This window comes from Pantoea sp. X-Soil-TKNS-1211 (assembly GCF_059730495.1).
Genome location: NZ_AP035953.1, coordinates 1,284,171 through 1,297,334 on the forward strand (window position 1 = coordinate 1,284,171; position 13,164 = coordinate 1,297,334).

Below are 13,164 nucleotides of genomic sequence, written 5' to 3' on the forward strand. Positions count from 1 at the left end.
TGGGCGCGTATTGTAATGCTTTGCTGCTGTTGTGACCAGTATAAGGGTAAGGGCTTTTCTGATCGTGACGTGAATTTCCGGTACACTTCGCACAATGAGCGCTGCGTTAACAAGAGGGATAACGGCAATGCAGGATTCACATTTTGATGTGGTGGTGATCGGCGGCGGTATGGTTGGGGCCGCACTGGCCAGCGGTCTGGCGCAGCAACAATTCCGCGTGGCGGTGGTTGAGCGGGCGGAACCCGCCCCTTTTGATGCTGCGCGAGCACCGGATGTGCGCATTTCTGCCATCGGTGCATCATCGGTAGCGTTGCTGCAACAGCTTAACGTCTGGCCACGCGTGCAGGCGATGCGCTGTGCACCTTACCGCAAACTGGAAACCTGGGAGTGGCAAACTGCCCATGTCACCTTTGATGCGGCCTCGCTGGGGTTGCCCGAGCTGGGTTATATGGTCGAAAACAGCGTGCTGCAACGTGCGCTGTGGGAAAAGATGCAGGAAGATGGCGTGACCTTATGCGCGCCGGCCAGTCTGGATAATTTGCTACCGCACAGCGGCGGCTGGCATGTGCAGCTGGACAATGGTACCACGCTGGATGCAAGGCTGGTGGTCGGGGCCGATGGAGCCAATTCACGTGTGCGTCAGTTGGCCGGAATTGGTGTGCATGGCTGGAACTATGCGCAATCCTGCATGCTGATTAGCGTCGAATGTGAACATGAGGTTGGGGACGCCACCTGGCAGCAGTTTACGCCGGAAGGGCCACGCGCGTTCTTACCGCTGTTCGATCGCCATGCTTCTCTGGTGTGGTATGACGCACCGTCACGAATCCGTCAGTTACAGAGCCTGCCGTTGCCCCAGTTAGAGAAAGAGATACACGCGCATTTCCCGGCACGCGTCGGGCGTTTTCAGGTGCTGGCAGCGGCATCGTTCCCGTTGGTACGGCGTCACGCGACACGCTATATCACCGCCGGACTGGCGTTGGTCGGCGATGCGGCGCACACCATCAATCCGCTGGCCGGGCAGGGCGTGAATCTGGGCTATCGCGACGTGGATGCGTTGCTGGACACACTGGTAGAGGCGCGTCGTCAGGCGGAGCAATGGTCATCTGCGGCAGTGTTGCAGCGTTATCAACGTCAGCGCCGTAGAGATAATTTGCTGATGCAGGGCGGGATGGATCTGTTTTATTTCGCCTTCAGCAATAAACTGCCACCGCTGCGTTTCGCCCGTAATCTGGGGCTGATCGCCGCTGAGCACGCCGGTGCGTTAAAACGTCAGGTGCTGCGTTACGCGCTGGGATTATAAACCTACGTTTTGCACATCCCGTAGCGGCGCGATTTATCGCGCAGGTTTTAAAATCACAAGAGCGCGATAAATCGCGCCGCTACGGGAGGATATGTGTTTACATGAACGCAGAAAACAATAAAGCCCGCAAAAGCGGGCTTTATTGTGCAATTTGGCTGGGGTGCAGGGATTCGAACCCCGGAATGCTGGAATCAGAATCCAGTGCCTTACCGCTTGGCGACACCCCAATAGGTGTTTGGTCAAATTGTCTTTTGTATGGCTGGGGTGCAGGGATTCGAACCCCGGAATGGTGGAATCAGAATCCACTGCCTTACCGCTTGGCGACACCCCAATTTTATATGGTGGCTACGACGGGAATCGAACCTGTGACCCCAGCATTATGAGTGCTGTGCTCTAACCAGCTGAGCTACGTAGCCAAATTGTACTGCTTTACATCACATCCGACGATGGCTGGGATACCTGGATTCGAACCAGGGAATGCCGGTATCAAAAACCGGTGCCTTACCGCTTGGCGATATCCCAATAGTCGACTCATATCCACGAGAGTTCATCGGATTGGCTGGGGTACCTGGATTCGAACCAGGGAATGCCGGTATCAAAAACCGGTGCCTTACCGCTTGGCGATACCCCATCCGGCTGCCGAAGACTGGAAATGGTGCGGGAGGCGAGACTTGAACTCGCACACCTTGCGGCGCCAGAACCTAAATCTGGTGCGTCTACCAATTTCGCCACTCCCGCAAAAAAAGATGGTGGCTACGACGGGAATCGAACCTGTGACCCCAGCATTATGAGTGCTGTGCTCTAACCAGCTGAGCTACGTAGCCATCTTTTTTTCGCGCTACCTTCATCGGCGTTGCGGGGCGCATTATGCGTATTGAGCTTTGTAGCGTCAACAAATTTTTTACCGTTTTTTGCCTTAATGCGCCTGTTTGTCTGGCTTATAACCAGGCTGATGATTTATTCGGCAATTTTCGATCAATACAAACGCAATCGATAAAAAAAGAGGCCGTTTCCGGCCCCTTTTGCTTGATACTAAAAACCTTATTTATAGGCTGACTGATGCACGCCTACCGCACGACCTGATGGATCGTCCATCGATTTGAACGCTTCATCCCACTCGATCGCTTTGGCAGAAGAACAAGCTACTGATGGGCCACCCGGCACGCATTCTGCGGCACTTGGGATCGGGAACAGCTCTTCAAAGATCTCACGGTACAGATACGCTTCTTTCGAGTTCGGCGTGTTGTACGGGAAGCGGAAGTGTGCGGTCGCCAGCTGCTGATCGCTAACCTGCTTCGCGGCCACTTCTTTCAGGGTGTCGATCCAGCTATAGCCTACACCGTCAGAGAACTGCTCTTTCTGACGCCACGCCACGCTCTCCGGCAGGTAAGAGGAGAAGCACTCACGCAGGATGTGTTTTTCCATCTTGCCGTTGCTGCCACACATTTTATCTTCCGGGTTGATACGCATCGCGACATCAAGGAATTTCTTGTCGAGGAACGGCACACGCGCTTCCACACCCCAGGCGGACATCGCTTTGTTGGCGCGGGCGCAGTCATACATATGCAGTGCCAGCAGCTTACGCACGTTCTCCTCGTGGAACTCTTTGGCGTTCGGCGCTTTGTGGAAGTAGAGGTAGCCACCAAACACTTCATCAGCGCCTTCACCAGACAACACCATTTTGATACCCATCGCTTTGATTTTACGCGACATCAGGTACATCGGCGTTGACGCACGGATGGTGGTCACATCGTAGGTTTCGATGTGGTAAATCACATCACGAATTGCATCCAGGCCTTCCTGCACGGTGAAGTGGATTTCATGGTGCACGGTGCCGAGATGTTCCGCGACAGATTTGGCCGCTTTCAGATCCGGCGAGCCTTCCAGACCTACGGCGAAGGAGTGCAGCTGCGGCCACCAGGCATCGCTCTTGTCATGATCTTCCACACGTTTCGCGGCAAAGCGTTTGGTCACCGCAGAGATGATGGAGGAGTCAAGACCGCCAGACAGCAATACGCCATAAGGTACGTCGGACATCAGGTGGCTTTTGACCGACTCTTCCAGCGCGGCTTTCAGACCGGCGGCATCAGTGACGTTGTGCTCAACGGCTTTGTAATCCATCCAGTCACGCTGCCAGTAACGACGGATTTCGCCATCGGTGCTGGAGAGGTAGCTTCCCGGCGGGAATTCTTTGATGGAACGGCACACCGGCACCAGCGCTTTCATTTCTGAAGCAACATAGAAGTTGCCGTGTTCATCGTTACCCATATACAGCGGGATGATACCGATATGGTCACGACCAATCAGGTATTGTTGCTTGACGCTGTCCCACAGAATGAAGGCAAACATACCTTGAAGATCATCAAGGAAATCAACGCCTTTTTCCTGATACAGCGCAAGGATCACTTCACAGTCAGAACCGGTCTGGAACTGGTAGCGATCGCTCAGTTCCGCACGCAGTGCCTGATGGTTGTAGATTTCACCGTTTACCGCCAGTACGTGAGTGTGATCGGCGTTGTACAGCGGCTGTGCGCCGTTGTTGACGTCAACAATTGACAGGCGCTCATGCGCCAGAATGGCTTTGTCATCGGCATAGACGCCTGACCAGTCCGGGCCGCGATGGCGCATCAGACGGGAACATTCCAGCGCTTTCTTGCGCAATTCAACAGGATCGGTTTTCAGATCCAGCACACCAAAAATCGAACACATAACTGACTCCTGATCTCACCCTGTGGGGATGTTATTTCTACGTTTGTCCGGCAGCATCAGCTGCGTGATGTATAAGAAAATGCGCTATTTGGTGGTGGTAATGCAAGCAAATTCACGATTAGTTGATAAAAAGAATGTTGTTGTGGTGATTAAATTGAATTTTATTTAATAAAAGATGCATTTTATTAGATGCTGTCTAATAAAATTCTGTTTTGGGTCGTTTTGTGAGCAAGGTTGGGCGCGGAAAAAAGAAACCCGGCGAACTTTTTTGCTTCGCCGGGCCATAAGTTTTGTTGATGGGGAAAATCAGAACAGATCGATATCGGCAACCGAAGGATAAATCCAATCCGGACGGAACGGCATGGCATCAATATCGCTCAGCGTTGAGACTCCCGACAGCACCAGCACCGTTTCCAGACCGGCCTGGAAACCGGCGAGAATATCGGTACGCAGGTTATCACCCACAATCACCGTTTCCTCGGAGTGTGCCTGCATCTTGTTGAGTGCGGCACGCATGATATACGGGCTGGGTTTGCCGACATAAAACGGTTTGCGACCGGAGATCTTCTCAATCCCCGCACAGAGCGCACCACAAGCAGGGACAAAATTACGTGCGTGAGTATCCGGGTTGGTGGCGATAAAGCGTGCGCCGTTGGCGACAAAAAAGGCCGCCTTATGCATCATCTCCCAGTTAAAGGAGCGAGTTTCGCCAACAATAACGAAATCAGGATTGATATCGGTGATGGTGAAACCGGCTTTGTACAGCTCATGAATCAGCGCGCCTTCGCCAATCACATAGGCTTTTTTACCTTCCTGACGGCGCAGAAAATCAGCTGTCGCCATCGCCGAAGTGTAGAACACCGAATCCGGCACTTCGATGCCGGATGAGGCGAAACGGTTCGCCAGATCTTTGGCCGTTTGCGATGGATAGTTGGTGAGTACCACCAGCGGCATCTTTTTTTCAAGGATGCGTTGCAGGAATTCCTGGGCGCCAGGAACGGCTGTGTTGTCGTGCATCAACACGCCGTCGATGTCACAGATTACGCTTTTAATTGTCATAGATTGCATCCGGTATAGCCTGCCGGAGGGCAGGCATCGATTACTCTTCCAGCAGATGTTGCAGCAGAATGCCATTCAGCATCGCGCGTTTTGCCAGCGCAAAAGCGCCGATGGCGGAGCGATGATCCAGTTCTGAGCGTACCACAGGCAGATTTTTACGAAACGCATTGAGTGCCTGAGTATTGATGCAGCCTTCAATCGCTGGAAACAGCACTTTGTCGGCCTCGGTGATTTCTCCGGCCAGTACCACTTTCTGTGGATTAAACAGGTTAATGGCAATCGCAATGGCTTTTCCGAGATAGCGACCCACATATTCGATCACTTCACTTGCCAGCGCATCGCCCTGATTGGCCGCGCGGCAGATTTGCGGCATCTGGCAATCATTCAGGGTCAGTGAGCTGGGATAGCCCTGATTCAGCAGATGACGTACCCGGTTTTCAATCGCGCCATTGGCAGCGATGGTTTCCAGGCAACCGAAGTTACCGCAATGGCAGCGCTCGCCCAATGGGTCGACCTGAATATGGCCAATTTCACCCACGTTGCCATTGCTGCCGAGAAAGATGTGTCCGTTGGCGATGATACCGGCCCCGGTGCCACGATGCAGACGCACCAGAATGGAATCTGCACAGTCACGACTTGCACCGAAGTAGTGCTCGGCAAGGGCCAGGCTACGGATATCATGGCCGACAAAACTGGTCACGTTGAACCGTTTTTGCAGGCTGGAGACCAGCGGCCAGTGGCTGACGGCAATATGCGGCATGTAGCGAATCACACCGTTAATCGGATCCACCAATCCCGGCAGAATCACCGCAATGGCGATCAGTTCATGAATTTTACGCTGGTGGGCGGCCATAAACCCGCTGATGGCGTTGAATAACGCATTTTCCAGCGTTTCCTGGGTACGTTCCGGTAACGGGTAATCTTCCTGCGCCAGTGATTTGCCACTGAGATCAAACAGCGTCAGCGTGGCATCGTTACGTCCGAGGCGCACGCCAATGGTATGAAAATGACGGGTTTCGGTGATGATGGAGATGGCGCGGCGACCACCGGTGGATGCCTGTTGCTCCACCTCTTTGATCAGGCCGCGCTCAATCAACTGGCGGGTAATTTTGGTGACGCTGGCGGGCGCAAGCTGGCTGACTTCGGCTATCTGAATGCGCGAAATAGGCCCTTGTTGATCAATCAACCGATAAACGGCTGCACTATTGAGTTGCTTGACAAGATCGACATTTCCTATTTGAGTCTGGCCGCCAGTGGTCATTCAGTGCTTACTCGCTGAGGACGTTCTCTCCATTGACGAACGTCTTAATGATTTGAAAATCGCGGGTAAAGACAGTCAGGTTGGCGACTTTTCCAGCTTCGACCGTGCCCAACTGTTTTTCCACCCCCATCGCCTTTGCCGGATAGAGCGTTGCCATGCGCAGAGCTTCATCTAACGCAATGCCGCAATGTTCCACGCAGTTTTGAACCGTTTCAATCATGGTAATCGCGGAGCCACTTAAGGTCCCGTTCTCATCCACACAAAGGCCATTGCGATAGTATATTGTTTTGCCTGCAAAAATAAATTTATCAATCGATGCACCTGCGGGTGCTGTCGCGTCAGTAACCAGTACCAGCTTGTCACCCTTGATACGTTTTGCATTGCGCACATTAGCGTAGTGGACATGTAAACCATCTGCAATGATGCCGCAGTATACATCAGGTGAATCAAACAACGCGCCGATCAGACCTGGTTCGCGTCCGGCAAAGGTCGGCATGGCGTTGTAAAGGTGGGTGGCAAAACTGACGCCCGCAGCGAAACCGCTTTTGGCTTCTTCATAAGTGGCGTTGGAGTGACCCGCTGAAACGATTATGCCCGCCTCGCGTAACTGGCGGATCACTGCACTTCCGGCATTTTCCGGGGCCAGCGTCACTTTGGTGATCACATCGGCGTTCGCGCAGAGAAAATCCACCAGTTCTGCATCCGGCAGACGGATCAGTTCCGGGTTGTGCGTACCTTTTTTCACTTTATTCAGCCACGGGCCTTCGAGGTGCAGACCCAGCGCTTGGTTTTGATGTTTGTTCAGATACGCGCGCATGGTTTCGATCGCGCGTTTCATCAAGGCGTCAGTGCTGGTAATCAGTGTCGGCAGGTAGCTGGTGCAGCCTGATTTCTCATTGGCGCGCTGCATAATTTCCAGCGTTTCCACGCTTAACGCATCGATATCATCGTTAAACTGCACGCCGCCGCAGCCGTTGAGTTGCAAATCAATAAAACCGGGAGCGATAAACGCACCCGCAACATCCTGTTGCGGTAGGGTGGCATCCAGCGCGTCGCGTGGGCAGACGCACTCAATCAGGCCATCGGCAATCACTACCGCATGATTGTCCAGAATTTCGTGACCGGTAAAAATCCGGCCGTTAACTAATGCGTACATCGTCTTTCTCTCCCGGCTAAGCCTGCCGCAGTGGCAGCAGGTGCTTTACAACGTGGTCTTACACACCTTTCATATTTTCCGCTTCCATTTCGCGGAAATATTTCACGGTTTTCACTTTCAGTTCCATGGTGGCGGGTTCGTCACAGACCACCACGCCTTTGGCATGCAGCTGCAGGCAACTGATGGTCCACATATGGTTAACGTTACCTTCAACCGCCGCCTGCAACGCCAGCGCTTTGACATGACCGGTAACCAGAATCATCACTTCTTCGGCATCCAGCAACGTGCCAACGCCTACAGTCAGGGCATATTTTGGCACCTGATCCACATCGCCGTTAAAAAAACGGGAATTGGCGAGACGGGTCTCGTGTGTCAACGTTTTGATACGGGTACGGGAGGCAAGCGAGGAGGCAGGTTCATTAAAGGCAATGTGACCATCATTGCCCACGCCACCCATAAACAGATGGATTTTGCCCAGGGCGCGGATCTTCTCTTCGTACTGACGACATTCTGCGTCAATATCTTCCGCATTGCCATTCAGAAGATTGATATTTTCTGGTTGGATATCAACGTGATCGAAAAAATTACGATACATAAAACTGTGGTAACTTTCCGGGTGCTCTTTGGGCAGGCCAACGTATTCGTCCATGTTGAAAGTGACCACATGTTTGAAACTAACCTGGCCCGCTTTATGCATCTCGATCAGGTGCTTGTACGCTTCCAGTGGGGTACCACCGGTAGGCAGACCTAGCACGAAGGGACGATCTGGGCCAGGATTAAACGCATTAATGCGGTTAACAATGTGGCGCGCGGCCCATTTACCCACCTGGGTAGGTGTGGCTAAAGGGATCAGTCTCATGTCTTCACCTCAGTTAAAGATTGGAAAGTGGGGTCGCCGTTTTCTCAACAGACCGTTCTTAAGCGTAATCCGTTTAAGCTCAACCATACGGGGAAAAGTGCGTCCTGATATTTTTCATCATAAAATAAGTTTGGGGTGATGGCTAGCAGTTCGGGGGTGCAAACGTCATTTTTGGTGATAAAAGTCACAGTTGTTGTGGTTTTAATTTGCGAGGCGAATTAATTTATCTCTACACTTCGCCTCGTGGTGAAGAGTGTCATCAAGGTACCGGGTGCCGGGATAATAAAATCAACCCGCATTACGGCAAAACGCCAGTCTCAAAGGGGGAGAATAAGGTGAGTATTTTAGGATATCTGCAAAAGGTCGGCCGAGCGCTTATGGTGCCGGTAGCGACCCTGCCGGCAGCGGCAATTTTAATGGGGGTGGGGTACTGGATTGATCCTGACAGCTGGGGGGCGGGTAACGCTCTGGCGGCGTTGCTAATCAAGTCCGGTGCCGCGATCATTGAACATATGTCGGTGCTGTTTGCCATCGGTGTCGCCTATGGCATGTCAAAAGATAAAGATGGTGCTGCGGCGCTGACTGGCTTTGTTGGCTTCCTGGTGGTGACCACGCTGTGTTCACCGGCTGCGGTGTCAATGATTCAGAAAATTCCATTGGATCAAGTGCCAGCCGCTTTCGGCAAAATCGAGAACCAGTTTGTGGGTATCCTGGTGGGGATTATCTCGGCAGAAGTGTATAACCGCTTCAGCCACGTGGAGCTGCCAAAAGCGCTGTCGTTCTTCAGCGGCCGTCGTCTGGTACCGATCCTGGTCTCCTTCCTGATGATCCTTATCGCGTTCATTCTGATGTATATCTGGCCGGTGGTGTTTAATGGCCTGGTCAGCTTTGGTGAGAGCATTCAAAAACTGGGTTCTGTTGGCGCAGGCGTTTATGCCTTCTTCAACCGTCTGCTGATTCCGGTTGGCCTGCATCACGCGCTGAACTCCGTGTTCTGGTTCGACGTAGCTGGCATTAACGATATTCCGAAATTCCTTGGTGGCGCACAGTCCATCGCTAATGGCAGCGGGATCCCGGGTATCACTGGTCGCTATCAGGCGGGTTTCTTCCCGATTATGATGTTCGGTCTGCCCGGTGCGGCGCTGGCGATTTACCACTGCGCGCGTCCGGAAAACCGCGCCAAAGTGGGCGGTATCATGCTGGCGGCGGCGTTTGCAGCTTTCTTTACCGGTATTACCGAACCGCTGGAATTTTCCTTCATGTTCGTGGCCCCGGTGCTGTATGTCATCCATGCGCTATTGACCGGTCTTTCGGTATTTATCGCAGCGAGCATGCACTGGATTGCTGGCTTCGGCTTCAGTGCCGGTTTAGTGGATATGGTGCTGTCAACGCGTAACCCGCTGGCGGTGCATTGGTGGATGCTGATCCCACAAGGTCTGGTGTTCTTTGCCATCTACTATGTGGTGTTCCGTTTCACTATTCAGAAATTCAACCTGATGACGCCGGGCCGCGAACTGGCTGCGGATGATGAAACTGATGGTTATGACGTCAACGTTGACCACAGCGGCAGCGGCGAAAGCCAGACTGAATCGCTGGCACGTCGCTACATCGGTGCCGTTGGTGGTTCTGAAAACCTGACCAATATCGATGCCTGTATCACCCGTCTGCGTCTGAATGTTAAAGATGCCGCGCAGGTGAATGACAGCGTGGCAAAACGCCTGGGAGCGTCGGGCATTATTCGCCTCAACAAGCAGAGCGTGCAGATCATCGTCGGTACGCAGGCGGAAAGTATTGCCAGCGCGATGAAAACCGTACTGACTAAAGGTCCGGTCGCCGCTGCGGCTACCGCGTCTGCTGCTGCACAACCCGCTGCACCGCAGCCGCAAGCGGTGTTGAACAGCGAAAAAGGCGTGATCGCCACGCTGGTGGCGCCGGTGAGCGGTGAAGTGGTGGCACTGGATGCCGTGCCGGATGAAGCCTTTGCCAGCAAAGCGGTTGGTGATGGCCTGGCGATCAAACCCACCGGTAAAACCGTGGTGGCACCGATTGCCGGTACTATCGTGAAAATCTTCAATACCAACCATGCCTTCTGTCTGGAAAGCGAAAACGGTGTTGAGATCGTGGTGCATATGGGTCTGGATACCGTGGCGCTGGAAGGTAAAGGCTTCTCACGTCTGGTGGAAGAGGGCGCGACTGTGGTCGCCGGTCAGCCAGTACTGGAGATGGATCTGGATTTCCTCAACGCCAATGCCCGTTCAATGATTAGCCCGGTCGTCGTCAGCAACAGCGATGATTTTGCTGGCCTTAATCTGCTGGCGAGCGGATCAGTGGTCGCCGGTGAAACCCGTCTGTACGAGGTGAAAGGCTAAGTCCTTGTGCTAAACCCTAAAGGCAGGAAGCGATTCCTGCCTTTTTTGTTTTAAAACGACCAACAAACGGTTGTTTCCCTTCTGCGCTTTGTGGATCATACTCCGTTACTTTCCAGGACAAATCACCCGTATTGTATTTGAGGATTTTGAGATGAGTGAGGCTGAAGCCCGCCCAACGAACTTTATTCGTCAGATTATCGACGAAGATTTGGCGAGCGGTAAGCACAACAGCGTGCATACCCGTTTCCCGCCTGAGCCCAATGGTTACCTGCATATTGGCCATGCGAAATCGATCTGTCTGAACTTTGGTATCGCACAAGATTACCAGGGTCAGTGCAATCTGCGCTTCGACGACACCAACCCGGTGAAAGAGGATATGGAATTTGTCGAGTCCATCAAGCGCGACGTGCAATGGCTGGGCTTTGAATGGAGCGGAGACGTTTGTTACTCCTCAGACTATTTCGACCAGCTGTACAGCTACGCGGTTGAGCTGATCAACAAAGGCCTGGCCTATGTTGATGAGTTATCGCCAGAAGAGATCCGCGAATACCGTGGCTCCCTGACTGCGCCGGGTAAAAATAGTCCGTTCCGCGATCGCACGCCTGAAGAGAACCTCGCGCTGTTTGAAAAAATGCGTGCGGGTGGTTTCGAAGAAGGCAAAGCCTGCCTGCGTGCCAAAATCGATATGGCGTCAAACTTTATCGTGATGCGCGATCCGGTGCTGTATCGCATCAAGTTTGCTGAACACCATCAGACGGGTAACAAATGGTGCATCTACCCGATGTACGATTTTACCCACTGTATCTCCGATGCGCTGGAAGGCATTACCCATTCGCTGTGTACGCTGGAGTTCCAGGATAACCGTCGTCTGTATGACTGGGTGCTGGACAACATCAGCATTCCTGTGCATCCACGTCAGTACGAATTCTCGCGTCTGAATCTGGAATACGCGGTGATGTCGAAGCGTAAACTGACGCAGCTGGTGAGTGAGAAAGTCGTAGAAGGCTGGGATGACCCGCGTATGCTGACCGTGTCAGGTCTGCGCCGCCGGGGTTATAGCGCCGCATCGATTCGCGAGTTCTGCCTGCGTATCGGTGTGACCAAACAGGACAACATCGTTGAGATGGCCTCGCTGGAGTCATGTATCCGTGACGATCTCAACGAGAATGCGCCGCGTGCGATGGCGGTGCTGGATCCGTTGAAGGTGGTGATTGAAAACCTGCCTGCGGGTCATGAAGAGATCATCACCATGCCAAACCATCCGAACAAACCGGAAATGGGGACGCGTGAAGTGCCGTTCAGCCGTGAAGTGTGGATCGATCGCGCGGATTTCCGTGAGGAAGCCAACAAGCAGTACAAACGTCTGGTGCTGGGTAAAGAAGTCCGTTTGCGTAATGCTTATGTGATTCGTGCCGAGCGCGTGGCAAAGGATGATGAAGGCAATATCACCTGTATCTACTGTACCTGCGACGTCGATACTCTGAGCAAAGATCCGGCTGATGGCCGTAAAGTGAAAGGCGTGATCCACTGGGTTTCTGCGATCCATGCGCTGCCTGCGGAATTCCGTCTGTATGATCGCCTGTTCAGCGTGCCAAACCCGGGTGCGGCGGAGGATTTTCTCACCACCATCAACCCGAATTCGCTGGATATCAAACAAGGTTTTGTTGAGCCAGGTCTGCGCGATGCAGTAGCGCTTGCGCCGTATCAGTTTGAACGTGAAGGCTATTTTTGCGCGGATAGCGTTTATTCGCAGCCATCCAGGCCGGTATTTAACCGCACCGTTGGTTTGCGTGATACCTGGGCGAAAATCGGCGATTAATCCTTTTTGTCGTTTTCCCCATATCCTGATAAAAGGGCGAGAAATCGCCCTTTTTTATTGGCTGTAATTCAAGGTTAGCCATCTTTTATGCTGTGGGTTGTGAAACGTGCTTGTTACCGGGATTTGAAACTAATCTGACTTTAGCAGAATTAATCCATTTGCCAGTGTTAAAAACTTTTTTTCAGGTAGGCTATGCGCTCTCAGACGTTGCTCCGCGGGTTATAAAGGAAAAAAAATGACAAGTCTCGCTCAGGAAGCCAAACATAGCGTAGTGGTATTACATCAGCTTATCGAACGTATTTTTAATCAGTCAGAAAATACAGACGACAGCATTGAACTGTTCCTTTCGCACTTTCACCCGGATTTCAAAATGGTGACGCCGCAGGGTAAGCAATTGGATTTCAATGCAATGGAAGTGCTGTTCCGTCAACTGCGTGGCCAGCGTGAAGGAATGCGTATTGCTACCAGCGAACATGCCATCATCTCGCAGCAAAGCAAGGAAGTGACGATTCAGTATCGTGAATTGCAAATGATGAACGGCACCAACCAGAGCCGCATCTCGTTGGCGGTCCTGGATTGCAGTACCTCCATTCCACGCTGGCGATATTTGCAGGAAACGCTGGTGTTGTGAT

At 52.7% G+C, this 13,164-nt stretch carries 9 protein-coding genes and 7 tRNA genes; 4 read left to right on the forward strand and 12 right to left on the reverse strand.

Features of this window, described 5'->3' with window-relative positions; translation table 11 throughout:
* The first annotated feature begins 127 nt into the window (after positions 1-127).
* Positions 128-1,300 (forward strand): 3-demethoxyubiquinol 3-hydroxylase, encoded by a 1,173-nt coding sequence (ubiF, locus tag AC6I8W_RS06095; RefSeq protein ID WP_497837391.1) that lies wholly within the window; start codon positions 128-130, stop codon positions 1,298-1,300.
* Between the two features lie 152 nt (positions 1,301-1,452).
* Here the strand turns inward: ubiF and AC6I8W_RS06100 are convergent.
* The 12 genes from AC6I8W_RS06100 to nagB form a co-directional block, all read right to left on the reverse strand.
* Positions 1,453-1,527: transfer RNA gene (locus AC6I8W_RS06100), tRNA-Gln, on the reverse strand.
* A gap of 29 nt (positions 1,528-1,556) precedes the next feature.
* A tRNA-Gln gene (locus AC6I8W_RS06105) sits at positions 1,557-1,631 on the reverse strand.
* A gap of 8 nt (positions 1,632-1,639) precedes the next feature.
* A tRNA-Met gene (locus AC6I8W_RS06110) sits at positions 1,640-1,716 on the reverse strand.
* 31 nt (positions 1,717-1,747) lie between these two features.
* Positions 1,748-1,822: transfer RNA gene (locus AC6I8W_RS06115), tRNA-Gln, on the reverse strand.
* 34 nt (positions 1,823-1,856) lie between these two features.
* Positions 1,857-1,931, reverse strand: a tRNA-Gln gene (locus AC6I8W_RS06120).
* Positions 1,932-1,953: 22 nt separating this feature from the next.
* Positions 1,954-2,038, reverse strand: a tRNA-Leu gene (locus AC6I8W_RS06125).
* Between the two features lie 9 nt (positions 2,039-2,047).
* Positions 2,048-2,124, reverse strand: a tRNA-Met gene (locus AC6I8W_RS06130).
* Positions 2,125-2,341: 217 nt separating this feature from the next.
* Positions 2,342-4,009: an asparagine synthase B gene (asnB, locus tag AC6I8W_RS06135; protein ID WP_021182384.1), complete on the reverse strand. Its 1,668-nt coding sequence runs from the start codon at positions 4,007-4,009 to the stop codon at positions 2,342-2,344.
* Between the two features lie 306 nt (positions 4,010-4,315).
* Positions 4,316-5,068: an HAD-IIA family hydrolase gene (locus AC6I8W_RS06140; RefSeq protein ID WP_013508270.1), complete on the reverse strand. Its 753-nt coding sequence runs from the start codon at positions 5,066-5,068 to the stop codon at positions 4,316-4,318.
* Positions 5,069-5,108: 40 nt separating this feature from the next.
* Positions 5,109-6,329: a DNA-binding transcriptional regulator NagC gene (nagC, locus tag AC6I8W_RS06145; RefSeq protein WP_497837392.1), complete on the reverse strand. Its 1,221-nt coding sequence runs from the start codon at positions 6,327-6,329 to the stop codon at positions 5,109-5,111.
* A 7-nt stretch (positions 6,330-6,336) separates the two neighbouring features.
* Positions 6,337-7,485: an N-acetylglucosamine-6-phosphate deacetylase gene (gene nagA, locus AC6I8W_RS06150; protein ID WP_497837393.1), complete on the reverse strand. Its 1,149-nt coding sequence runs from the start codon at positions 7,483-7,485 to the stop codon at positions 6,337-6,339.
* Between the two features lie 58 nt (positions 7,486-7,543).
* Entirely contained in the window at positions 7,544-8,344 is an 801-nt protein-coding gene (nagB, locus tag AC6I8W_RS06155; protein ID WP_497837394.1) for a glucosamine-6-phosphate deaminase, read from the reverse strand.
* A 341-nt stretch (positions 8,345-8,685) separates the two neighbouring features.
* Between nagB and nagE the strand changes: the two genes are divergently transcribed.
* The 3 genes from nagE to AC6I8W_RS06170 all read left to right on the forward strand — a co-directional run bounded on the left by nagE (position 8,686) and on the right by AC6I8W_RS06170 (position 13,163).
* Entirely contained in the window at positions 8,686-10,713 is a 2,028-nt protein-coding gene (gene nagE / locus AC6I8W_RS06160; protein ID WP_497838118.1) for an N-acetylglucosamine-specific PTS transporter subunit IIBC, read from the forward strand.
* Between the two features lie 151 nt (positions 10,714-10,864).
* Positions 10,865-12,532: a glutamine--tRNA ligase gene (gene glnS, locus AC6I8W_RS06165; protein WP_497837395.1), complete on the forward strand. Its 1,668-nt coding sequence runs from the start codon at positions 10,865-10,867 to the stop codon at positions 12,530-12,532.
* Between the two features lie 235 nt (positions 12,533-12,767).
* Entirely contained in the window at positions 12,768-13,163 is a 396-nt protein-coding gene (locus AC6I8W_RS06170) for a hypothetical protein (RefSeq protein ID WP_497837396.1), read from the forward strand.
* Position 13,164 lies beyond the last annotated feature (1 nt).

Coding starts and splice junctions, on each gene's coding strand:
- AC6I8W_RS06140 (WP_013508270.1), bottom strand. CDS start 5,068: ATGACAATTAAAAGCGTAATCTGTGACATCGACGGCGTGTTGATGCAC.
- nagC (WP_497837392.1), bottom strand. CDS start 6,329: ATGACCACTGGCGGCCAGACTCAAATAGGAAATGTCGATCTTGTCAAG.
- asnB (WP_021182384.1), bottom strand. CDS start 4,009: ATGTGTTCGATTTTTGGTGTGCTGGATCTGAAAACCGATCCTGTTGAA.
- AC6I8W_RS06170 (WP_497837396.1), top strand. CDS start 12,768: ATGACAAGTCTCGCTCAGGAAGCCAAACATAGCGTAGTGGTATTACAT.
- glnS (WP_497837395.1), top strand. CDS start 10,865: ATGAGTGAGGCTGAAGCCCGCCCAACGAACTTTATTCGTCAGATTATC.
- nagA (WP_497837393.1), bottom strand. CDS start 7,485: ATGTACGCATTAGTTAACGGCCGGATTTTTACCGGTCACGAAATTCTG.
- nagB (WP_497837394.1), bottom strand. CDS start 8,344: ATGAGACTGATCCCTTTAGCCACACCTACCCAGGTGGGTAAATGGGCC.
- ubiF (WP_497837391.1), top strand. CDS start 128: ATGCAGGATTCACATTTTGATGTGGTGGTGATCGGCGGCGGTATGGTT.